The sequence below is a fragment of the Sorangium sp. So ce295 genome, assembly GCF_051527405.1.
Taxonomy (GTDB): domain Bacteria; phylum Myxococcota_A; class Polyangia; order Polyangiales; family Polyangiaceae; genus Sorangium; species Sorangium cellulosum_B.
This window is the reverse complement of the sequence record NZ_CP150324.1, coordinates 5,476,322-5,497,204: the sequence shown is the minus strand read 5'-3', so window position 1 is coordinate 5,497,204 and position 20,883 is coordinate 5,476,322. Positions and strand designations below refer to the sequence as shown.

Annotated in this window: 20 protein-coding genes; 2 read left to right on the top strand and 18 right to left on the bottom strand. The window is 72.7% G+C overall.

Annotated elements, in window-relative coordinates; genetic code table 11:
• Positions 1-103 precede the first annotated feature (103 nt).
• Positions 104-1,042 (top strand): DMT family transporter, encoded by a 939-nt coding sequence (locus WMF11_RS20675; protein ID WP_437978670.1) that lies wholly within the window; start codon positions 104-106, stop codon positions 1,040-1,042.
• 54 nt (positions 1,043-1,096) lie between these two features.
• Here the strand turns inward: WMF11_RS20675 and WMF11_RS20670 are convergent, their stop codons facing one another.
• The 4 genes from WMF11_RS20670 to WMF11_RS20655 all read right to left on the bottom strand — a co-directional run bounded on the left by WMF11_RS20670 (position 1,097) and on the right by WMF11_RS20655 (position 5,301).
• The gene (locus WMF11_RS20670; RefSeq protein ID WP_437978669.1) at positions 1,097-2,842 is read right to left on the bottom strand and encodes a cation:proton antiporter; all 1,746 of its coding nucleotides are present in this window, start codon (positions 2,840-2,842) and stop codon (positions 1,097-1,099) included.
• Positions 2,843-2,950: 108 nt separating this feature from the next.
• Positions 2,951-3,625: a glutathione S-transferase family protein gene (locus WMF11_RS20665; RefSeq protein WP_437978668.1), complete on the bottom strand. Its 675-nt coding sequence runs from the start codon at positions 3,623-3,625 to the stop codon at positions 2,951-2,953.
• Between the two features lie 57 nt (positions 3,626-3,682).
• Positions 3,683-4,654 carry an NAD-dependent epimerase/dehydratase family protein gene (locus WMF11_RS20660; RefSeq protein ID WP_437978667.1) on the bottom strand — a complete coding sequence of 324 codons (972 nt, stop codon included), beginning with the start codon at positions 4,652-4,654 and terminating at the stop codon, positions 3,683-3,685.
• Entirely contained in the window at positions 4,651-5,301 is a 651-nt protein-coding gene (locus WMF11_RS20655; RefSeq protein ID WP_437978666.1) for a class I SAM-dependent methyltransferase, read from the bottom strand. Before WMF11_RS20655 ends, WMF11_RS20660 begins: the two co-directional genes overlap by 4 nt.
• A gap of 417 nt (positions 5,302-5,718) precedes the next feature.
• Between WMF11_RS20655 and WMF11_RS20650 the strand changes: the two genes are divergently transcribed.
• Positions 5,719-8,355, top strand: coding sequence for a S8 family serine peptidase (locus WMF11_RS20650; RefSeq protein WP_437978665.1), 2,637 nt, complete (start codon positions 5,719-5,721; stop codon positions 8,353-8,355).
• A 9-nt stretch (positions 8,356-8,364) separates the two neighbouring features.
• Here WMF11_RS20650 and WMF11_RS20645 read toward each other — a convergent pair whose 3' ends face one another.
• The 14 genes from WMF11_RS20645 to WMF11_RS20580 form a co-directional block, all read right to left on the bottom strand.
• Positions 8,365-9,492 carry an RtcB family protein gene (locus WMF11_RS20645; protein ID WP_437978664.1) on the bottom strand — a complete coding sequence of 376 codons (1,128 nt, stop codon included), beginning with the start codon at positions 9,490-9,492 and terminating at the stop codon, positions 8,365-8,367.
• Positions 9,489-9,812 carry a ribosome-binding factor A gene (locus WMF11_RS20640; protein ID WP_231864927.1) on the bottom strand — a complete coding sequence of 108 codons (324 nt, stop codon included), beginning with the start codon at positions 9,810-9,812 and terminating at the stop codon, positions 9,489-9,491. Before WMF11_RS20640 ends, WMF11_RS20645 begins: the two co-directional genes overlap by 4 nt.
• Before the next feature lie 351 nt (positions 9,813-10,163).
• Positions 10,164-10,814, bottom strand: a complete 651-nt coding sequence (locus tag WMF11_RS20635) for a hypothetical protein (RefSeq protein WP_437910165.1) — start codon at positions 10,812-10,814, stop codon at positions 10,164-10,166.
• A 114-nt stretch (positions 10,815-10,928) separates the two neighbouring features.
• A complete protein-coding gene (locus tag WMF11_RS20630; protein ID WP_437978663.1) occupies positions 10,929-11,642 on the bottom strand; it encodes a hypothetical protein in 714 nt (237 codons plus the stop codon).
• Positions 11,643-11,714: 72 nt separating this feature from the next.
• Positions 11,715-13,088: a 3-deoxy-7-phosphoheptulonate synthase class II gene (locus WMF11_RS20625; protein WP_437978662.1), complete on the bottom strand. Its 1,374-nt coding sequence runs from the start codon at positions 13,086-13,088 to the stop codon at positions 11,715-11,717.
• A 232-nt stretch (positions 13,089-13,320) separates the two neighbouring features.
• Positions 13,321-14,304 carry a hypothetical protein gene (locus WMF11_RS20620; protein WP_437978661.1) on the bottom strand — a complete coding sequence of 328 codons (984 nt, stop codon included), beginning with the start codon at positions 14,302-14,304 and terminating at the stop codon, positions 13,321-13,323.
• Between the two features lie 68 nt (positions 14,305-14,372).
• Entirely contained in the window at positions 14,373-16,100 is a 1,728-nt protein-coding gene (locus tag WMF11_RS20615; protein WP_437978660.1) for a serine/threonine-protein kinase, read from the bottom strand.
• A 317-nt stretch (positions 16,101-16,417) separates the two neighbouring features.
• A complete protein-coding gene (locus tag WMF11_RS20610; protein WP_012236312.1) occupies positions 16,418-16,588 on the bottom strand; it encodes a hypothetical protein in 171 nt (56 codons plus the stop codon).
• A 226-nt stretch (positions 16,589-16,814) separates the two neighbouring features.
• Positions 16,815-17,645 (bottom strand): RNA polymerase sigma factor, encoded by an 831-nt coding sequence (locus WMF11_RS20605; RefSeq protein WP_437978659.1) that lies wholly within the window; start codon positions 17,643-17,645, stop codon positions 16,815-16,817.
• Complete coding sequence (locus tag WMF11_RS20600) at positions 17,642-18,019, bottom strand: hypothetical protein (RefSeq protein WP_437554044.1); 378 nt, start codon at positions 18,017-18,019, stop codon at positions 17,642-17,644. The genes WMF11_RS20605 and WMF11_RS20600 overlap by 4 nt, the downstream gene beginning before the upstream one ends.
• Before the next feature lie 217 nt (positions 18,020-18,236).
• Positions 18,237-18,554 carry a PEGA domain-containing protein gene (locus WMF11_RS20595; protein ID WP_437300722.1) on the bottom strand — a complete coding sequence of 106 codons (318 nt, stop codon included), beginning with the start codon at positions 18,552-18,554 and terminating at the stop codon, positions 18,237-18,239.
• A 2-nt stretch (positions 18,555-18,556) separates the two neighbouring features.
• Positions 18,557-20,131 (bottom strand): glutamine-hydrolyzing GMP synthase, encoded by a 1,575-nt coding sequence (gene guaA, locus WMF11_RS20590; RefSeq protein ID WP_437978658.1) that lies wholly within the window; start codon positions 20,129-20,131, stop codon positions 18,557-18,559.
• A 69-nt stretch (positions 20,132-20,200) separates the two neighbouring features.
• Positions 20,201-20,497 carry a hypothetical protein gene (locus WMF11_RS20585; protein WP_437978657.1) on the bottom strand — a complete coding sequence of 99 codons (297 nt, stop codon included), beginning with the start codon at positions 20,495-20,497 and terminating at the stop codon, positions 20,201-20,203.
• Positions 20,494-20,883, bottom strand: a complete 390-nt coding sequence (locus WMF11_RS20580; RefSeq protein ID WP_437910149.1) for a hypothetical protein — start codon at positions 20,881-20,883, stop codon at positions 20,494-20,496. The genes WMF11_RS20585 and WMF11_RS20580 overlap by 4 nt, the downstream gene beginning before the upstream one ends.

Sequence of the window (20,883 nt, the reverse complement as noted above, 5' to 3'; positions counted from 1 at the left end):
CGCCTCCCGCCGGAGGAGCGCGCCGGCCCGGAGGCGGGCTGTCGGCGACGATGTCCGGTCCCCTGGTGGAGCGAGCCTGGTGAAGAGCAGAGAAGCAGATGGGATGTCCCCTCATGAGGGCGTGGGCGCGTTGACGGGCGAGATCCGGGCTGGCCTCCTCGACGACGGCCGGACGTTCGCCGTCCTCTCGGCGGCGACATTCGCGCTCAAGGCGATCTTCGTGAAGCTCGCCTACGCCGCGCACCCCGTCGACGCGGTGACGCTGCTCGCGCTGCGGATGGGCATCGCGCTGCCGTTCTTCCTGTGGCTCGTCCGGAGGGAGCGCGGCGCGGTCGAAGGGCCGCTGACGCCTCGCCTCTGGGGAGGTGTGCTGATCGTCGGGTTCATCGGATATTACCTCTCCAGCCTGTTCGACTTCATCGGGCTCACGTACATCAGCACCGGCCTCGAGCGGCTGATCCTGTTCGTGTATCCGACGCTCGTCCTCCTGATCGGCGCGGTGTGGCTGAAGCAGCCAGTCCACGGGAAGGCCTGGGGAGCGCTCGCCGTGTGTTATCTCGGGCTCGGGGCGGCCGTCTGGCACGATCTCGAGCAATCCGGGGACGTGCGGGCCGTCGCCATCGGCGGAGCGTGGGTGTTCGCGAGCTCGGTGACTTACGCGCTCTACTACATCGGCGTCGGCAAGCTCGCCTCCAGGGTTGGCTCGACGCGCCTCGCCGCGTATTGCGGGGCGGCATCGTGCCTGATGGTGCTCGCGCACTACGCGGCGACGGGGAGCCCGGCGAGGCTGGGCGAGCTCCCGGCGTCGGTGTGGGGGTACGCGGCGGCGATGGCGACGATCAGCACGGTGCTCCCCATCGTGCTGCTCGCCGCCGCCATCCGGCGGCTCGGCGCGGGCCGCGCGGCGACGTTCTCGACGCTGGGCCCGGTGCTCACGATCGCGTTCTCGTGGGTCATCCTCGGGGAGCCGGCCACGTGGCAGCAGGTCGTCGGGCTCACGCTGGTCGTGGGCGGGGTGACCTGGCTCGGCAAGTCGAAGTGAACCTGCGCCCCGCTCGGGAGCGCCGGGGCCGCGGGGCGCATGCCCGCCGCGAGGTCAGGCGTCGTGCACCGCGGGGCGAGGCCCTGGTGAGCCGCTGCCGAAGAGCTCGCTCCGGACGCGATCGCGCTCGCGTTCGAGCTGCTCGGACGTCGCGCCCAGCCGCACGAGGAGGCGCTCGGTCATCGAGAACGCGACCTCCGCCTCGCCGGTCACCACGACGTCCGCGCCCGCCTTCTTCAGCGCGGTCACCTCGCGCAGGTAGAAGGCGCGGGCGAGGACGAACAGCCGCGGGTTCACGCCCTTCGCCTGCTCGATCACCCCGTCCCCGGGCGCGCCGGCCGCCGTGAACAGCAGGCTGTCCGCCGTCCCGACCCCGGCCCGCTCGAGGATCTCCCGCTGCGTGGCGTCGCCGTAGATCGCGCGGATGCCCTGGTCCTGCAGCTGCTTGACCGTGTCGAGGTTCAGCTCGACGACGGTCGGCGCGATGCCGTTCTCACGGAGCAGCCGCGTCAGCGTCTTCCCGACGGGGCCGTAGCCCACCACGACGGTGCGGTGGGCGTGCTCGTCCAGCGAAGCGGCCTCGGCCTCCGCGAGGGCGGCGTCGCGCTGCTGGAAGAGCGCGGACGTCCACCGCGCGAGGCGATCGCGGAAGCCGAAGAGCATCGGGTTCAGCGTGATCGACACGATGGCGGCGACGACGAGCGCCTGCTCGGCCTCGACGGGGAGCACGCCGAGCTTCTTGCCGAGCGCCGCGAGGATGAACGAGAACTCCCCGATCTGCGCGAGCGAGAGGGCCACGGCGAAGCCGGTCTGGAGGGGGCGGCGGAGCAGCGTCGTCACCACGAGCGCGGCGAGCGGCTTGCCGATCAGCACCACCGCGAGCGTCGCCGCCGCCAGCTGCCAGCCCGCGGCGAGCTGCGCCGGGTCGAGGTGCATGCCCACCGAGACGAAGAAGAGCACGGCGAACGCGTCGCGCATCGGGAGCGCCTCCGACGCGGCGCGCGAGCTGAAGTCGGACTGGCCGACGACCAGGCCGCCGAGGAAGGCGCCGAGCGCCATCGACGATCCGAAGAGCATGGCCGAGCCCACGGCGACGCCGAGCGCGACGACGAGCACCGTCAGCGTGAAGAGCTCCCGCGAGCCGGTCTTCGCGACGTACCCCAGCAGCGCGGGGATGACGCGCTGTCCGACGATGAAGATGAACGCCACGAGCCCGGAGAGCTTCAGGACCGCGACCCCCACGGATACGGCGACGCCCGCCGCGCCCGCGCCCGCGGCTTCGCCCATCACGGCGGGGAGCAGCACGAGCACCAGCACGGTGAAGACGTCCTCGAGCACGAGCCAGCCGATGGCGAGGTGGCCAGCGGGGGTGTGCAGGACGTCGTTGTCGCTGAGGACCCGCGTGAGCACGACGGTGCTCGCCACCGAGATGGCGACGCCGAAGACGACCGCCGCGCCCCACGTCCAGCCCGCGGCGCGGCCGACCATGGCGCCGAGCGCCGTGGCGACCGCGATCTGGATCAGGGCGCCGGGCACGGCGACCTTGCGCACGGCGAGGAGCTCGCGGACGTGGAACTGCAGGCCGACCCCGAACATCAGCAGGATGACCCCGATCTCCGCGAGCTGGTCCGCGAGCCGCTTGTCCGCCACGAACCCCGGGGTGAAGGGGCCGACGAGGATGCCGGCCAGCAGGTAGCCCACGATGGGGGACAGTCTTAGGCGCTGGGTGACGAAGCCGAGCGCTAGGGCTCCGGTGAGCCCGCCCGTGATCGTGAGGATAAGATCGAGTTCGTGCGGCATGTCCCCGTCTAGCGCTTTCCGTCGCCGGTCGCCGCCTCGCGGTGCGGCGCCGTCGGTGATCCCGAGCGCGGCGTGGGCCGCGCTCGCCTCTGCCCACCTGTTTACGCGTTACATGCCCACCACGCCGATGGCCTCGTACGCCTCGATGATGTGCGGCTCCTCCCTGGCCTTCGCGATCCACGCCTGCATCGCGGGCAGCGCGAGGATCGACGCCACGTAGCGCCGGGAGACCGCGTCGAGCTCGACGCCGTATGTGTCGAACCGCGTCGCGACCGGCGCGTACATGGCGTCCGCCACGCTGAAGCGCCCGAACAGGAACTCGCCTCCCTGGCCAAAGCGCGATCGGCAGTCGTTCCACACGGCCTGGACGCGCGCGATGTCCTGCGACGCCGCGTCGGTGAGCGCCACGCCCTGGATCTTCCGCCGCACGTTCATCGGCAGCGCGGTGCGGAGCGCGGCGAAGCTGCTCGCCATCTCGGCGCTCACCGATCGCGCGACGGCGCGCGCGTCGCGCGCCTCCGGCCAGAGCTTCGCCGCGGGGAAGAGCTCCGCCGCGTACTCGGCGATCGCGAGCGACTCCCAGATCGTGAGCGCCCCGTGCTGCAGGGCCGGCACCTTGCCCGACGGAGAGTAACGCTGGATCTCCAGCGTGCGCGTGCCGGGCGCCTGGAGAGGGATCACCACCTCTTCGAAATCGGCGCCAGCCTGCTTCAGGACGAGCCAGGCCCGGAGCGACCACGATGAATAGGTCCTGTTCCCGAGGTAGAGGGTGAGCTCAGACATGCGCGGACTCTACCACCGCGGCCGACCCGCGCGGCGGCGGCCGCGTCGACGGCGCGGTCACTGCGCTCGTCGCGCCAGCTCGCCGCCGAACACCTCGCTCGCCAGCGCCTCCACCGCCATCCGGACCGCCTCGTCGCTCGTGTGGCGCACGCGGAAGCCCAGCGCCGCCAGCTTGCCAGGATCCATCCGCGATCGCGGCACGTCGCCAGGCCAGCCGCGCTCGCCTCCCTGATACCGGATCACCGCGTCCGGATAGGGCGACGCCGCCACGCACAGCTCCGCGATGCGCGAGACGCTCGTCGCGTCCTCGGGCGCGAGGTTGTGGATGTTGAGCCGCTCCCTGGCCTGGTCGAAGCCGAACAGGATCCCCTCCGCGCAGTCCCGGACATCGAGGTACGGCTTCGACTGGCGCCCGTCGCCGAGCACCTCGAGCTCCGTCCGCCGATCGCGCAGCTTCTTCAGGAAATCGAGCGCCGCGCCGTGCGTCCCGCGCGGCCCGACGACGTTGCCGAAGCGGTAGATCCACGCCGTGAGGCCGAAGCACTCGACGTAGGCGCTGATGAGCGCCTCGCCCGCGAGCTTGCTCGCGCCGTAGAGCGAGATGGGAAGGGCGCCGAGATCGCCCTCCGCGCACCGACGCGCGGTGTCGCCGTAGACCGTCCCGGAGGACGAGAAGATCAGCCGGCTGACGGCCGTCCGCCGCATCGCCTCGAGCACGTTGTACGTCGCGATGGTGCCCTGATCGAGGTCGAGCCGCGTCCGCGCGAGCCCCCAGCGCGCCTCGGGGTTCGCCGCGAGGTGCACGACGAGGTCGTGGCCCGCCATGGCCTCGGTGAGCCGCTCCAGATCGAGGGCGTCGGCCTCGACGAGCGTCGCGCGCCCGGAGGCGAGGTGCGACGCCACGAACGCGCGGCGCCCGACAGAGAGGTTATCGTAGATCGTCACGGGGCCGCGCTCGACCAGGCGATCGATAAGGTGGCTCCCGATGAACCCGGCGCCGCCGACGACGAACGACCTGAGCTCCGTCATCGCGCGTCTCCCGTGGTTCCGGTGATCTCCGCGGCCAGGCGCTCGATCCGCGCCGCGAACTGGAGCCGATCCTGGGTCACGAGGCGGAACGGCAGGTCGTGGATCCGGAGCGGCCACTCGAGGCCGGTGATGCGCCCGCCCGCGCCGCGCGCGAGCGCGACGAGCTCGCCCGGCGTGAAGTACGTGCCCCGCACCTCGACGTCGGGCGCGGCGTTGCCGGCGAGATCCATCCAGAGCAGCACGCGCTCCGAGACTGGGCCGAACCGGAAGTGATCCTTGAGCGCGACGACGCGCGACGCGACCCGGAGCGCCTCGGCGAGCAGCGCGCCGGGGCGCGCGGCGTGGTGCAGCACGTCGGAGAGGAGCACCGCCTCGAACGCCGCGTCGGGGAAGGGGAGGCGCTCGCCGTCATAGCCGATGACCGGCAGCGCCGCCCCGGGACGCGCCTTCACGTCCACGCCGACGACGCGGAGCGCCCCGACCAGGCGCGCGACCTCCAGCGCGACCGTGCCGTCGCCCGCGCCCACGTCGAGCAGCGACGCCGCGGGGCCCACCTGCGCGGCGAGCGCCCGCGCGACGCGGCCCACGCGCGGCACGTGGACCAGGCGATGGTGCAAGGAGAACAGGGCGCGCTCGAGGACCGTCATCGTGCATCCGAGCCCCGGCGCGGCCCGCGCCGGAGAGCCGCGCCACGCTAGTCGAGCGCTCGAGGACCGGCAACGTCCGGGGCCGTCCCCGCGCCGCCGGAGGCCGAGGCGGCGTCCTGAGCGCGACGAGCTCGTACGCCGCGGCATGGCAGGACAGCGACGACATCGCGAGATAACGACCTCTCGAGGGCGCCTCTCATGGCGCCCTGGGCTCCGTGGTCGTCGCGCCACCGCGCTCCGTCGCGCGTGGCAGGGCCGCACAGCGCAGCTCTCGTTACGCCCTACCCGAAAGGGCGGCTGCTCTGAAACAACCACTCTTCCATGGTCTGCGACAATGACGGTCTGTGGCGCGCGCCGCCCTCCGTTCTCGCGCCGCTCGCGCTTGACCGATTCGCGTCATCGAACATAGCTGAATCGATGATGGGAGCGCGCGGGAAGGGGCGTGTGAGGTGCGGTGGTTGTCGGCTCGTTCTGGCATCTCTCTGGTTCGCCATTTCAGGGTGCAGCGGAGAGACTGGAGACAAGGAGGCGGGCCAGGACACTGTCCCTCCGGACGACTCGGCGCCAGGTGAAGCGACGTTCGCGCCGGAGGAGGCCACGGAGCTCTGGTTCGTGGAGTTCGAGCGAGCGCCGGCCGCGAGAGGCATCGGTGGCGCCAGCGTCAAGGGCCTTATCGACCAGGAGCGGGATCTCTTCCGGCGAGCTGCCGCGGCCCGCGGGCTCCGGTACAAACAACGATTCTCGTTCGAGGAGCTCTGGAACGGCCTCTCCGTCCGGGTCGCGCAGGAGAGCTCGGCTGCGCTCGTGGACATGCCCGGGGTCAAGGCCGTCTACCCCGTGGCGCCGGTGGAGCTCGACACCACGCGCGCCGCGCCGACGGTCGACCCGGACCTCGCCGTCGCAGGCGAGATGTCGGGCGCGGACGTCGCGCGCCGGGAGCTCGGCGTGACCGGCGAGGACATCCGCGTCGGCGTGATCGACAGCGGCGTCGACTACCATCACCCCGATCTCGGAGGCTGCTTCGGCCCGGGCTGCCGCGTGGCGTTTGGCTACGATTTCGTCGGCGACGATTTCGTCGCTGGTGACGCGACCAAGCCGCCCGTGCCCGACGGAGAGCCGGACGATTGCCTGGGCCATGGCACGCACGTCGCCGGCATCATCGGGGCGAACGGGGTCGTGCAGGGCGTGGCCCCGGACGTGACCTTCGGCGCGTACCGCGTGTTCGGCTGCCGCGGCGGCTCGCGCGCCGACATCATCCTCAAGGCGATGGAGCGGGCAGCCAGCGATGGCATGCACGTCATCAACATCAGCATCGGAACGCCGTTCCAGTGGCCTGACTACCCGACGGCCACGGCGGCGAGCGCGCTCGTCGCGCGCGGCGTCGTGGTCGTCGCGTCGATCGGCAACAGCGGCGAGAAAGGGCTCTGGGCCGCGGGCGCGCCCGGCGTGGGTGAGGCGGTCATCGGCACCGCGTCCGTCGACAGCACGCGCGTCACCACCCTGTCGTTCACCGTCGCGCCGGGCAACGCCGTGATCGGCTACACCCGCGGCGCCGGGAGCCCGCCCGCGCCGCTCTCGGGGAGCGCCGCCCTCGCGCGCACGGGGACGACCACCAGCGCCCGCGACGCGTGCGCCGAGCTCCCCGCCGGCAGCCTCGCGCGCCAGATCGCGCTCGTCCGGCGCGGCGGCTGCTCGTTCCACCAGAAGGCCGCGCACGCGCAGGCCGCGGGCGCCGCCGGCGTCCTGTTCTACAACGACCGGTCCGGGGCGATGAGCCCGTCCGTGGAGGGCGACCCTCCGATCACCATCCCGGTCGTGGGGATCGCGCAGGCCGACGGCGAGCTGCTCAACGCGCGTCTCGACGCGGGGCCCGTGACCCACAGCTGGACGCACCAGGCCGTGGCCGCGCGGAACAGCACCGCGGGCCTCGTCTCCCGCTTCAGCTCGCACGGCCTGAGCGCGGCGCTGTCCTTCAAGCCCGATCTCGCCGCGCCCGGCGGCACGATCTACTCGACGGTGCCGATCGAGCAAGGTTCGTACGACACGCTCAGCGGGACGTCGATGGCGGCGCCGCACGTGGCCGGGGCCGTCGCGCTCCTGCTCGCCGCGCGCCCGGAGCTGTCCGCGGCGCGCGTGCGCGACGTCCTCCAGAACAGCGCGGTCCCCGCGCCGTGGAGCGGCGATCTGGGCGCCGGCGTGCCGGAGAGCGCGCACCGGCAGGGCGCAGGGGTGATCCGCGTCGACCGGGCGATCCGCGCGACCACCGTGATCAGCCCCGGAAAGCTCTCGCTCGGAGAGAGCGAGGCCGGCCCCGCCGCGCGCACGCTGACGCTCGAGAACTCGAGCGGGCACGACGTCACCTACGACCTGTCACACACGCCCGCGGCGTGCGCGACCGGGGGCGACCACTGGGCGCCGGCGAGCGCCACGACCGGCGCCGCGCGCGTCGATTTCAGCGCCGCGAGCGTGACGGTGCCCGCGGCCGGGAGCGCGACCGTCTCCGTCACCGTCACGGCGAGCGACGCGCTCGCGGAAGGCGGCCTGTTCGGCGGCTACCTCGTGTTCACGCCGCGAGGCGGCGCGGCCGACGGCCTGCTGCGGGTGCCGTATGCGGGCTTCAAGGGCGATTACCAGAGCCTGCCCCTCCTCAAGCCGTCGGGTTTCGGCGCTCCGTGGCTCGGCAAGCTGAGCGGGACGCGCCTGACCCAGCAGCCGCGCGGTGCGGTCTACACGCTGGCGTCGGACGACACGCCGTATGTGGTCGTCCACCTCGATCACGGCGCGGAGCTCCTGACGCTGGACATCGTCGACGCCGCCACGGCGAAGCCGTGGGGGCGCGCGTTGATGCTGTCCCACGTCGGTCAGAGCGCGTCCGCGACGGCGGTCACGCGGTATGGATGGAAGGGCACGACGAAGCTCGACGGGAGGCACACCGTCGTGCCGGACGGGGATTACCTGATCAAGCTCCGCGCGCTCCGGGCGCTCGGCGATCCGGACAACGAGGCGCACTGGGAGACGTGGACGTCGCCCGTCGTCACCCTCGACCGGCCGTGACGGGTCCGCTCATGGCGCCTTGTAGACGAGCGCCGGCCAGAGCCGGCGGACGACGCGCACGAGGTCGCGTTGCGCTCGCATGACCGCGCCGATGTCCTTGTAGGCCGAGGGCGCCTCCTCGCGCAGCCGGTCCGCGAGGCGGTGATCGAACCATACGCCCTCGGCCTCGCGCAGCAGCTGCCGCGCGCCGATGCGGCGGCGCGCCTCGCCCCGCGGCAGCGCGCGCCCGGCGCCGTGCGCTGACGAGCCGAGCGCCTCGGGGTGGCCGCGCCCCTCGACGTGGAAGCTCGGGCTCCCCATCGACCCGGGCACGACGCCGGGCTCCCCCTCGCGGAGCCCCATGGCGCCCTTGCGGTGCACCCACAGCGCGCGTCCGCCGTGCTCCTCGCGCCGGACGTGGTTGTGATCGATCTCGATGCGCGACGACGCGTCGGCGTCGACGCCGAACAGCTCGGCGAAGAGCGAGAGGGCCTCGGTGACCATCCGCGCGCGGCTCGCCCGCGCGTACCTCGCTGCCCAGGCTGCATCATCGAGGTACGCGCGCCCGGCCTCGCTGTCGGCGTCGAGGAAGCGGACGCCCGACGGATCCCGCGCCGCGAGCGCCTCGTGGTGCTGCCGGATCGCCGGGCCCATGGCGCGCGAGCCGCTGTGGAGGAGCAGCCACAGCGCGCCCTCCTCGTCGCGCTGCACCTCCAGGAAATGGTTGCCCCGGCCGAGCGTACCCAGCTCCATCCGGCCCTCGCGGTGCTTCATCGCCTCGAGGCGAGGCGCGCCGAGCCGCGCCTCGGCGAGATCGCCGGGCAGCGGCGGGGCGCCGGCGGCCGGGCGCAGCAGGTGCGGGACGCGGCCCCGCAGCGCGGAGAGGAGCTGCGCCGCGCGATCGCGATCCGTGAGCAGATCGGCGTCCGCGCGGAGCCGCAGCGCGACCATGCCGCAGCCGATGTCGCCGCCGACCGCCGCCGGCAAGAGGCGACGGGTCGTGGCGGTCACCGTGCCGACGCACACGTCGTCGGCCACGTGCGCGTCGGGCATGACCGCGATGTGCGCGACGTCGTCGGTGCGCGCGAGCCGCGAGAGCGACGCGCTGAGCGCCGCGCTCGCGCCGTCCGGGAGCCACGCGGAGATGCGCGCGCTCACGGCTCTCCCTCCGGCGGCAGCACCTGAAACGCGAGCGTCGGCGCGCGCTTGCGGGTGATCGCCCCGGCGACCTCCGCGCGCACGTAGCCCGCCACCTTCTCCAGCCGCGCCGCCGCCACCTCCGGCGGCGTGCCAGGCCTGACCTGCACGACCACCGCGAGCCGGCTGGCGTCGGGCGCCGGCTCCACACCCATCACCCAGACGTCCTGGAGGACGTCGTCGCGCAGCGCGGCGAGCGCGTCGCTCACCGCCTCCTGCACCTGACGGCAGAGCTGGCGCTCCTTGCGCTGCGCGCTCCGCGCCGCCGTCCCACCGAACAACGAACCTGCATCCACGACGGAGCGCGCGCGTTCGCGGCTCCGCGATCGATCTTTGCCCATGCCATGCTCCCGAGAGCGCAGCGACGCACCTACGCGTCGGCCGCGCAGTTCCAGCGACACGCGAGATGAACTCGGGGATGTGAGCCTCGCCGGCGCGCTCAGCGGCGCGTCAGGCCGAGGCTCGTCGATGCAATGGGGTGCATGGCGGGCCTCCTTCGCCGCGTAGGGTGCACGAGCGAGGGCCGCGGCGCAAGGCGCGCCCGGGCAGCGCTCCCGGCGGGGGCGCGAGCCGTGCGCGCCCGCTCGTGGCCGGCGCGCGGCCTGCGGCCCGCGCCCGGCACACCGAGGGGATTACGTGGCCTGGCGGTACGTCGGCTCGGCGCACTGGCGCTCGGCGGCCCTCGCGACGTCGCGGAGCATCTGGGGGATGAGGAACCTGTTGAGGGGCCTCATGAGGGCGTCCCAGAAGAACAGCCCCCGCCGCGTCCGCGTGTCGGTCGCGCGGATACGCAGCTCGTACGAGAGCATCGTCCGACGCTGGCCGTAGGGCGTCACGATGTAGCCCCCCACCATCTTGATGTGCCCGGGGCAATCGAACGCCTTGAACTCGGCGGGCGTCCGCCTCGTGAACAGGCTCTCTGCGTTCTTCAGACGCCCGATCGAGCCGATGGCGATCTCGGAGCCCTCCTTCTCTGCCAGCTTGATCTCGCCGTAGTCCTCGACGTTCAGGAGCGTCATCCGCGCGCGCGCGGGCAGCGGCGTGAGGCGGAGCCGGCGCCGGGCGCGCCGGATCTCGGCCACGCGGAGCGCGAGGGCCGCGCGCAGCAGGAAAGAGCGGCTCCTCGCCAGATCCAGCCGCTTCAGCGCGGCGTACGTCACCTCCGGCGTCGCCATCACCACGATCTCGTGGTTCGCGACGATATCGGCCTCCGGCAGGAAGTACTCGAGCAGCGTGGGGCACGCCCCGGAGCGCTGCTGGCCCTGGGACGAGGCGCCCGTCATGGACTGACCCGCTCCCTGCCGGAGCTCACCCTGTTCTCTCGATATGCTTTGCATGGCGAACTACCCCCTGCGGTGATTCATTGGGGTAGTCTCGACGGATCGCCAGTGATCGCGCTACGTGGCCTGCTGGCGATGATGATGCGCCGGCGCCGCGCACTGGTAGTTGGCGACCCTGGCGACGACGCGGAGCATCCGGCGCATGACGAGCCTCCCGAGCGGCGCCGTCAGCGCGTCCAGGAGGAACAGCCGCCGCCTCGTCCGCGTGTCGGTCGCGCGGATGCGCGTCTCGTACGCGAGCAGCGTCCGGCGCTGTCCGTAGGGCATCACGACGAAGCTCGCCGCCGCCTTGAAATGACCCGGGCAGTCGAACGACTTGAACTCGGCCGCGGTCCGCCTCGTGAACAGGCTCTCCACGTTGAACAGGCGCGCGATCGAGCCGATGACGATCTCGGAGCCCTCCTTTTCGGCAAGCTTGGACTGGCCGTAATCCTCGATGTTCTGGAGCGACATCCGCGCGCGCGCCGGGAGCGGCGCGAGGCGGAGTCTGCGCCGGGCGCGCCGCACGGCGGCCAGGCGGAGCGCGAAGACCGCGCGCAGCAGGAGAGAGCGGCTCCTCGCGAAATCCACCCTCTTCAGCGTGGCGTACGTCACCTCCGGTGGCGCCATCACCACGATCGCGTGGTTCATGACGATATCGGCCTCAGGCAGGAAATGTTCGAGCAGCGTGGGGCTGGCGCCGGAGCGCTGCGGGCACTCGTGCGAGGCATCCGTCGCGGCTTGCTCTCCGCCCTGTCGGCTCTCACCCTGTTCCGTCGAGATGGTCTGCATGGCGAACTACCCCCTGCGGGTGTTCATTGGGCAGTCTCGACGGAACGCCAGCAGGAGACTCCTGCCCTCGACTCAGCCCTTCGCGCGCCGGGAGGCCTCCGCCATGCGGTGGGCGATGCGGAACGCCATCTCGAGCGACTGGCGGTAGTTCAGCCTCGGATCGCACAGGCTGGCGTAGCGCTGGTCGAGATCGGACTCCGTGAGCCCCGCCCCGACGCACTCGGTGACATCGTCGCCCGTGAGCTCGAAGTGGACGCCGCCGAGGTGGGATCCCATGGATTCGTGCACCTCGAAGCTCGCCTCGATCTCGGTGAGGATATCCTCGAAATTCCGTGTCTTGATCCCGCTGGACGTCGTCTGGGTATTGCCGTGCATCGGGTCGGACATCCAGAGCACCTTGCGCCCCGCGGACCGCACCGCCTCGATCAGCGGCGGGAGCCCGTCGCGCACGCGGCCCGCGCCCATGCGCACGATGAGCACGATCTTGCCCGGCTCGTCCGCCGGGTTGAGCCGATCGAGGAGGCGGATGACGTCATCGCGGAGCGTCTTCGGGCCGAGCTTGATGCCCAGCGGGTTCTCCACGCCGCTGAAGAACTCGACGTGCGCGCCGTCCGGCTGCCGTGTGCGCTCGCCGATCCAGGGCAGGTGGGTCGTCAGGTCGTAGAAGCCAGGCCGGCGCGCGACCTTCCGCGTCTGCGCGGACTCGTAGTGCAGGTTGAGCCCTTCATGGCTCGTGAAGAACTCGACCCGAGAGAGCTCCCCGACCGGCACCTCCGCGAGCGCCTCCATGAACCGAAGGGCCTCCCCGACCTGCTCCGTCATCCGCTGGTATCGCTCGCGCAGCTCCCCGGGCAGATCCGCCCGCTCGAGGAAGCTCAGGTCCCAGTACTCGGGGTGGTGCAGATCGGCGAAGCCGCCCTCCGACAGGGAACGGATGAAATTCAGGGTGATCGCCGCGTGCTGGTATCCCGCGATCATCAGGTTTGGATCGGGGCGCCGGGCGGAGGCGTCGAAGGGGGCGCGATTGATGAGATCCCCGAAATAGCTGGGCAAGCTCACGTCATTGCGCGTCTCGACGGGGCTGGAGCGCGGCTTGGCGTACTGCCCGGCAAAGCGCCCGAGGCGCACGACCGGCCTGCGGGCGCCGTGCACCAGCACGAGCGACATCTGGAGCAGGATCTTGAGCTTGTTCGTGACGATGTTCGGGCGGCAGTCGTCGAGCGTCTCCGCGCAGTCTCCCCCCTGGAGCACGAACCGGCGGCCGAGCTGCGCTTCGGCCAGATAGCCTTTGAGTCGCTCGACCTCCCACGAGGTCACGAGCGGCGGCAGCGCCCGGAGCTTCTCGACGGCCACCTGGACGGCGTCGGGATCGTCATAGGGGAGCGGCGCAGCGTTGAACCGTTCACGCCATGAATCCGGAGACCAGGGTTGAGCAGGAACGTACATGAGTTGAGCCCTATTATGGCAAGGCTCCCACCTGCGCAACCCTCGGTCAACGTCATCGATTCGGGCGTGAGGCGATGGGCTCGCAGGCGCGGTCATCGGCTCGCGGGCGCGGTCATCGGCTCGCGGGCGCGGTCATCGGCTCGCGGGCGCGGTCATCGGCTCGCGGGCGCGGTCATCGGCTCGCGGGCGCGGTCATCGGCTCGCAGGCGCGGTCATCGGCTCGCGGGCGCGGTCATCGGCTCGCAGGCGCGTCGGCCGCCCGGGGCGATGGCCCGGTGCGCGCCTCGATCGCCTGGATCGCCGCCTTGATCTCTCCCGCGATCGAAGCGCACGCTGCCGCGCACCGGCTCATGCCCAGAAAGCCGCAGCCCTTGCCCTTGCTGGTGATGAGCGGCGTGAGGACATCGACGGCGCGCCGATCGCCATCGGTCGTCGCGCGCGCCAGCAAGGCCTGCCTCGCCTTGCAGGAGGGCGCGATCCGGAGCTCGTGCGCGATGCGCAGCGCGGGCGTCGCCCGCCCCAGGACCGCGGCCTCCGCGAGCCGCTTCGCGGCGCGCTCCTTCAGCGCGGAGCTGCCCACCGCGAGCTCGTAGAGCAGATCCGCCCCGTGGCTCCCCATGCCGCTCGCCATCAGGTCGAGCGCGGCCGAGGCCGCCTCGGGCGGTCCGCCGGCGGCGCTCGAGACGATGCGCTTCACGTCGTCGTCGGCCGCCGCCCCCGGATCGAGCTCCAGCAGCCGCTTCGCCGCGGCGAGCGCGGCGGCGTGGTAAGGCGGCGGGAGCGCGTGGCGCAGCATCAGCGCGCGGAAGATCACCGGATCCTTCGGGTAGCGCGAGGCGAGCGCCTCCAGCGCGAGCACGCCGCCCGCGGTCGCTGTGGCGAGCTCGTCGGCGGGGACAGCATCGGAGGGTCGCGGCGCGACCGGACGCCGGAGGCCGGAGCTCGACGGCGGCGCGCGCTCTGCGAGCGAGGCCGCCTCGAGCCGGGAGAGCGAGACGCCGTCGCGCAGCAGCGCCGCGGCGAACACGACGGCGACGAGCGCAGCCGCCCCCGTGACCAGCCAGAGCGCCGCGGGCGGCGTCCGCGCCAGCAGGGAGGCGCGCGAGCCCGAGGCGTTGCCGCCTGCGCCGAGCACGGTGGTTGTTCCCGCCTGTGTGCCCGCCCTGTCGGGGCTGCTGGCCTGGCGGGCGCTCGTCCCAGGTGCCTGCGCTGGCATGGCCTGCTCCCCCTAACACACGCCCGGACAGCGGCCCATGGCCCACGTCCGGCGGCCCGGCCGCGGGCTCATCGCCGCTGTCCTCGCCACTGGAACAGGGCGGCAGCGCCCGCGGCGAGCACGCTGATGAGGAAGAGCAACGCGTCCCAGATGGGCCATGCGATGCCGATGGCGCGCTGCAGGAGCACGGCCTCGACGAGCCGCACGAGCAGCGACGCCGACCCGTAGGCCACGAGGGCGATCACGACGGGCGTCGTGAGCCGCGGCGCGAGCGCGCTCATCCGGGCGTCGTCCCGCCAGACACGCCGGAAGACATAGAAGCCGCCGAGCAACCCGACGCCGAACAGGGCGCACAGGATCCCGAGCGTGAGCAGGGTGGCGCCCTGGCCCGACAGCGCGGCGGCGTCGCCGCGCGCCGCGCGCGCGAAGCCGGCGAGGCAGCTGACGAGGCCCGCGCCGAGCCACCCGAGGCCGAGGCTCACCGCGAGGAAGACCATCTGCCGCGTCAGGTACGCCTCCGACGACGCCGAGCCGGGAAGGCCGAAGGCGTGCGAGAGCGCGTAAGGCCGCCCGAGCACGACGGACGCGCGGGCGAGCGACGCGCGAGCGCTGGGCGGCCCGGGCGCGGCCGCTTCCTCGTAGGGCGCGAGCTCGCTGGCGAGCTCGCCCATCGAGGCGTGGCGGCCCTCTCTCTCCTTCGCCATGGCGCGCTGGACGACGGCCTCCAGGCCCGGCGGGATGTCCGGGTTCAGCGATCGCGGCGGCGGGGGCTCCTCCGTCATGACCGCGAGGAGCACTGCCGTCGGGTCGCTGCGCTCGAAGGGGCGCTGCCCGGTGAGCGCGTGGTAGAGGACCGCGCCCACGGCGTAGATGTCGGCTCGAGGGTCGATCTCGTCCCCCTTCGCCTGCTCCGGGGCCATGTACGCCGGCGTTCCGAGCACCATGCCCGTCCTCGTGAGCGTGGACGGCGCGGAGGTCTTCGAGATGCCGAAATCGAGGACCTTCACGGTCGGACACGCAGGGTCGCCCGTGAGGAAGATGTTCTCCGGCTTGATGTCCCGGTGAACGATGCCCGCTGCGTGCGCGGCCGCGATGCCGTCGCACACCTCGCGCGCGATCCGCACCGCGGCGCCGGCCGGCAGCCGCCCTCCCGACCCCGCGAGGAGCTCGTCGAGGCCCTTGCCATCCAGGTACTCGGCGATGATGCACGGCCGGCCGTCGCTCAGCCGGTTCACGTCGAAGATCTCGACGACGTGCGGGCTCCGGATCGACGCTGCGGCTTCTGCCTCGCGCTGGAACCGCGCGAGGACGGTGGGCTGCTGGGCGAGCTCGGGGTGGAGCGTCTTCAGCGCGAACCGCTTGCCCGGGATGCGGGTGTGGTGCGTCTCGTAGACGCGGCCCATGCCGCCTTCGCCGAGCAGGCGGATGACGTGGTACGCGCCCGCCACCGTGGTGCCGACGAGCGGGTCTGCCTCCGCCGGCTGCCCGTCCGCCGCGCTGCCCGCAGGGCTCGCCGCGCTCGCCGTGGGAGGAGCGGGTGGACGGACCGTGTCGGCGGTCGCGTCGTGCGCAGCCGCCGCTGCGAGCCCCTTGGGGAGCGCAGCGGGGCGGACCGTCTCGGCGGCCAGCTCGTACGCCGCCGCGCCCGACGCGGAGGGAGGGGGAGCCCCCGCGGGAGGAGGGGGCGGCGGAGGGCGAACCGTCTCCGCGGTCGTGGAGGTGACCGCAGCGGCGGCGGCCGCGGCCTGCGCTCCGCGCACGGCGGCAAGCGCGGCCTGCCGCTCCGTGTCGCTCATGACGCGGGTGGGTCCGTCGCCCTCCTCGCCCCCTGCAGAGCGAGACGAAGGCACGGCAGGAGTGCCCGAGCGACCGGGCGAAAAGCTCGAATCCGACACGCTCAGGGCCTCGCTCCCATGGATCCGGGTCGAACCTCACCAGAGGCGAGGATCGACGAGTCGTCGCCAACGCGCGGGCGAACACCGCGAGGCGACGCTACCACGGATCGCGCCGCGCGAGGGCGCCGACCTGCGGAACCGCGATCGGCACGTGATGTCGAGGTGTTCGCGCGGCCGGGCTGGCAAGTGTCGCGCGGTGCGTAACGGTGGTCAGCCGGTCAGCTCGCGGGCTGCTCGACCTGGACGGGCTTCTGCTTGGCAGCCTTGCGCTGCTCCGCATCGAGCAGGCCGATCCGCGCCTTCTGGCAGCGCTTCAGGCGCTTCTTCTTGAGCGGGGTGGCGAGCCATTCGTGACGCAGACGGACATTCCACTTCGGAGTATTGGCCATGATCGTAGGACTTTCTCTGCGAGGGCGGCGGAGACTACACAAACGTGCGGGGGCGTCAAGCTGTCAGTGGGGTCGCCCGCTTCGTATTTTTCGCTCTTGTCTTGCCGTTTACCGTGTGTGCCGTCCGCCATCGCGTGCTCGCGTGGTCGCGTGGGTGTGTGCGGCGCCGTGTGTGTTGCGTTCTGTCCCTATCGTCTGTGCGTTGGTGGCGCTGGCTCGCTGGTCCTTACCACGGCGCCGGCGGGGCGGTCCTGGCAATGGCAGCGCGCTCGTCGATCCGCTGCTGGAGGCGGCGCCAGAGCGCGCGTGCAGCGGGCGCGGGGACGGGAGGGAACGCGCGCACGGTGTGGAGCATGGTTGCGGCGCTCGTGTGGAGGTGGCGCTCCGACGCGGTGAGGGCGCACAGGGCGCTGCGGCGCTCGGCCGACTGACGCGCGACGGCGGCGCGGAAGTCCTCGCGGGCGAGGCGCAGGCGGGAGCGGACCGTGTTCTCGTTGAGCGAGAGCTCGCCGGCGATGTCGGCCACCGCGACGCCGAGGAGATCGTACATGACGAGGATCACGCGCCGCTCGGGCGCGATCTTCAGCAGCAGCGCCGTCACGATCTCGGCGCGGTCCGCGCCCGCGAGCGACTGCTCGGGCGTCGGCGCCGGGGCGCGCCCGTCGAACGGCCAGGACACGCCGGCTCCGGAGGGGATCTCGCGACGCCGGTGAGCGCGCGCGTGGTAGTGGCTCGCCTTTCTCCATGCGATGCCGAACAGCCATCGATGCAGCGCCGCCTCGGGCGTGATGCGAAGGGGCGGCGGTCCTGCCGCGGCGAGCCCGCCCGCAGGGGCCGCGTGGAAACGCCATGGCTCGTAGCTGGCCAGGCCACGATAGGCCGCGAGGAAGACCTCCTGGAGCATGTCGTCCAGATCGTTCGCCGAGACACCCAGCCAGCGGAGCGCGTGATGAAGGAACGGCAAGCCCACGGCGTAGACCGTCTCGAACGACGGGCGCGCCGGCGCGGACGGCGGCGAGGACGGCGGCGAGGACGGCGAGGAACGCGGCGGCGTCATCCGGAGCCTCGTGGCGCCGGGATCTCCGCGCCGGCGCAGGTGGGGTAGGGACGCGGCGCAGGCCGTCCGGATGGCACATCGAACGCCGGCGGCGGCCGGAGCCAGCGCTCGACCGGCTCGAGCTCCACGAGCATGTCCAGAGAGGTCCGGAGGGAGAGGCGGAAGTCGTCGTCCTCGGCGGCTCGAGCGCTGTGGAACGCGACATAAAACAGCACGGTGCCCAGCTGCATCGCCCGCGGATCTCCCCGGCGTTGCAGGAAGCGATCGGCGAGATCGCACAGGGCGTGAAACAGGCGGCCTCCCGGACGACAGCTCTCGGGGCCGCACACCTCGAGGGTGGCGCACCGGCGGGCGCGCCGAGCTGATTTGTTCATCGAAGGCGCGCGCGTCTTCGTCACGCGCGCCTTCGGACTGCTCCGATTCGGCATGATGCGGTCCCCCGTAAAGTGGAGATCGGGATGGATGCCGCGTGCATCCACCCCATGGATTACGGAGACCGCGTGGAGATGATTTCGTCCTGTGCTCTCGCGCGTGCGCCCCGGTGAGGGGGCGGCTGCGCCAGGCCCAGCCGGCGCCAGCCCCGCGAGATCGTCAATCCGGCACGGGCGTGAGCTGCACCTGGAGGTGGATCGGCGGGGCGCCGCTCCTGGCCTCGACAAGGCGGTCCCAGGCGAAGTAGCCGGCCTTCTCCACGGTGATCCGGTGCGCGCCGGGTGGCAGCGCGACGCCGTGGGCGGCGACGTAAGCGAGCGCGCCGATGTACTGGTCGTCGATGGTGACCGACGCGTCGGGCACGTTCCCCTTCACCCGCAGCGAGACCGTCGCCGGAGCCCGCGCGACGCACGCCGACAGCCCGAGCATCAGGAGCGCCGCCGTGGCGCGCGTCCGCTTCGCGCTCGCGCTGGCCATCGTCACTCCCACTCGATCGTCGAGGGCGGCTTCGAGGACACGTCGAGCACCACGCGGTTCACGCCGCGCACCTCGTTGATGATGCGCGAGCTCACCCGGGCGATGAGGTCGTAGGGCAGCCGCGCCCAGTCGGCCGTCATCCCGTCGGTCGAGTGCACCGCGCGGAGCGCGATCGCCTCGTCGTAGGTGCGCTCGTCGCCCATCACGCCCACGGAGCGCACCGGGAGGAGCACGCAGAAGCTCTGCCAGAGCGACTCGTAGAGCCCGGCGGCGCGGATCTCCTGGTCGAAGATGGCGTCGGCCGCCCTGAGCACGCGGAGCTTCTCCGGCGTCACCTCGCCGAGGCAGCGCACCGCGAGCCCCGGGCCGGGGAACGGCTGGCGGTACAGGATGTCCCGCGGCATGCCCATCGCCTCGCCGGCGGCCCGCACCTCGTCCTTGAACAGCTCCCGCAGGGGCTCGATCAGGCCGAGGTTCATCCGCTCGGGCAGGCCGCCGACGTTGTGGTGGCTCTTGATGACCGCGCTCGGCCCCTTGAACGAGACGCTCTCGATCACGTCGGGGTAGAGCGTGCCCTGGACGAGCCACTTCGCGCCCTGGACCCGCTTCGCCTCCTCCTCGAACACCTCGATGAAGAGGCGGCCGATCACCTTGCGCTTCTGCTCGGGATCCACGACGCCGCGCAGCCCCTCGAGGAACCGCGCCGACGCGTCGACGGCGTCGAGGTTCATGTGGAAGTGGCCGCGGAAGGTCCGCTCGACGCTCTCCGCCTCGCCCTCGCGAAGCAGGCCGTTGTCGACGAAGATGCACGTCAGCCGGTCGCCGAGGGCGCGCTGGCAGAGCACGGCGGCGACCGAGGAGTCGACCCCGCCCGAGAGGCCCAGGATGACGCGGTCGCTCGGCCCGGCCTTCTCGCGGACCGCGGCGATCGCCTCCTCCACGAACGACGCGGGCGTCCAGGTCGGCGACAGGCCGGCGACGTCGAACAGGAAGGACTGGAGGATCTCCTTGCCGCGCGGCGTGTGGACGACCTCGGGGTGGAACTGGAGGCCGTAGAGCTTGTCGCGCTCGCGGGCGACGGCGCAGAGCGGGCTGCCGGTCGTGGTGCCGAGCGACACGAACCCCTCCGGCATCGCGGTGAGCCGATCGCCGTGGCTCATCCAGACGTCGATGGAGTCGCCCTCGGCGAAGCGCGAGAAGATGCCCGTCGGGCGCTCGACGCGCACCGCCGCGGGGCCGTACTCGCCCCCGGTGTGCGCGCGCTCGACCTTGCCGCCGAGGTGATACGCCATGAGCTGGAGCCCGTAGCAGATGCCCAGCGTCGGGACGCCGAGCTCCAGCACCTCCCGGGAACAGCGGGGAGCGTTGTCTCCGTACACGCTGGCGGGGCCGCCCGAGAGGATGAGCGCCCGCGGGGCGAGCCGGCGCAGCTCGGCGACGGGCACGTCGAAGCGGTGGATCTCGCAGTAGACGCCAGACTCGCGCACGCGCCGGGCGATGAGCTGCGTGTACTGAGAGCCGAAATCGAGGATGACGACGAAGTCCCGCCGGGGTGAGAGCATGGCTGCCGCTAGCATGGCGGGGCTGGATCCGCCAGAGTCGCGCGGCCCAGGCGCTCGCCGCACGCCCGCTCGCGGCGCCCTGCGCTACGGCTGCGTGGGCGGCGGCGGCGTGGTGGGCGGCGGCTGCGTGGACGCGGGCGGCGCGCCCGGCGACGGGGCGAGCAGCGGCGCGCCCGGCGTCGCGTCGGTCGCATCCGGCTCGTCCGGCGGCGCGGCGGGCGCGTCGCCGACGCCTCCGTCGTACTCGCGCGGGCGCTCGTACTCGGGCGGCGGACCGGGCGGGAGCGGCTTCGGCGCGGCGGAGGAGCACGCCGCGGCGAGGTGCGCGGCGAGGATCGCGGCGAGCGCGGCGATCGGCGAGGCGTGGCGGGCGCGTGTCATAGCTCCACTCCGCTCCCCCCGGTGTTCCCGGGAGGAGCACGATACGGCGGTATTTCGGGAGGGCTGGCCGGATCGGGCGGGACCTGGAGCCCCTCCGGATCGGCGAACGGCAAGGAGGGGACGGAGGGGGCCGCCGGCGGCGCGTCGAGCGGCGCCCCCAGCGCGCCCGGCGCCGCGAGCGGGATGCCGGTGCTCGCCGTGGCGGGCGCGTCCGCGCCTGCGTCCGAGCCCCTGCACGCCGGCGCGATCACGGCGAGGAACGCCCCCGCGAGGAGCGCCGCGCCGCGCCGCGGGCGGGCAGCGGCGCTCCCTGTGCGGGCGCGGCGGGCGTCTCGGGAGCGGGGTGCGAACGACGCCTGGCTCGAGCTTCGGAGATCGCCGGACAC

Bases quoted from the DNA above. Each gene is read 5' to 3' on its own strand.
- WMF11_RS20655 (WP_437978666.1), bottom strand. From the start codon at position 5,301: ATGACGGTCCTCGAGCGCGCCCTGTTCTCCTTGCACCATCGCCTGGTC.
- WMF11_RS20630 (WP_437978663.1), bottom strand. From the start codon at position 11,642: ATGCAGACCATCTCGACGGAACAGGGTGAGAGCCGACAGGGCGGAGAG.
- WMF11_RS20615 (WP_437978660.1), bottom strand. From the start codon at position 16,100: ATGAGCGACACGGAGCGGCAGGCCGCGCTTGCCGCCGTGCGCGGAGCG.
- WMF11_RS20660 (WP_437978667.1), bottom strand. From the start codon at position 4,654: ATGACGGAGCTCAGGTCGTTCGTCGTCGGCGGCGCCGGGTTCATCGGG.
- WMF11_RS20595 (WP_437300722.1), bottom strand. From the start codon at position 18,554: ATGGCCAGCGCGAGCGCGAAGCGGACGCGCGCCACGGCGGCGCTCCTG.
- WMF11_RS20605 (WP_437978659.1), bottom strand. From the start codon at position 17,645: ATGACGCCGCCGCGTTCCTCGCCGTCCTCGCCGCCGTCCTCGCCGCCG.
- WMF11_RS20675 (WP_437978670.1), top strand. From the start codon at position 104: ATGTCCCCTCATGAGGGCGTGGGCGCGTTGACGGGCGAGATCCGGGCT.
- WMF11_RS20670 (WP_437978669.1), bottom strand. From the start codon at position 2,842: ATGCCGCACGAACTCGATCTTATCCTCACGATCACGGGCGGGCTCACC.
- WMF11_RS20625 (WP_437978662.1), bottom strand. From the start codon at position 13,088: ATGTACGTTCCTGCTCAACCCTGGTCTCCGGATTCATGGCGTGAACGG.
- WMF11_RS20600 (WP_437554044.1), bottom strand. From the start codon at position 18,019: ATGAACAAATCAGCTCGGCGCGCCCGCCGGTGCGCCACCCTCGAGGTG.
- WMF11_RS20620 (WP_437978661.1), bottom strand. From the start codon at position 14,304: ATGCCAGCGCAGGCACCTGGGACGAGCGCCCGCCAGGCCAGCAGCCCC.
- WMF11_RS20635 (WP_437910165.1), bottom strand. From the start codon at position 10,814: ATGACGGGCGCCTCGTCCCAGGGCCAGCAGCGCTCCGGGGCGTGCCCC.
- WMF11_RS20650 (WP_437978665.1), top strand. From the start codon at position 5,719: ATGATGGGAGCGCGCGGGAAGGGGCGTGTGAGGTGCGGTGGTTGTCGG.
- WMF11_RS20610 (WP_012236312.1), bottom strand. From the start codon at position 16,588: ATGGCCAATACTCCGAAGTGGAATGTCCGTCTGCGTCACGAATGGCTC.
- WMF11_RS20585 (WP_437978657.1), bottom strand. From the start codon at position 20,497: ATGACACGCGCCCGCCACGCCTCGCCGATCGCCGCGCTCGCCGCGATC.
- guaA (WP_437978658.1), bottom strand. From the start codon at position 20,131: ATGCTAGCGGCAGCCATGCTCTCACCCCGGCGGGACTTCGTCGTCATC.
- WMF11_RS20665 (WP_437978668.1), bottom strand. From the start codon at position 3,625: ATGTCTGAGCTCACCCTCTACCTCGGGAACAGGACCTATTCATCGTGG.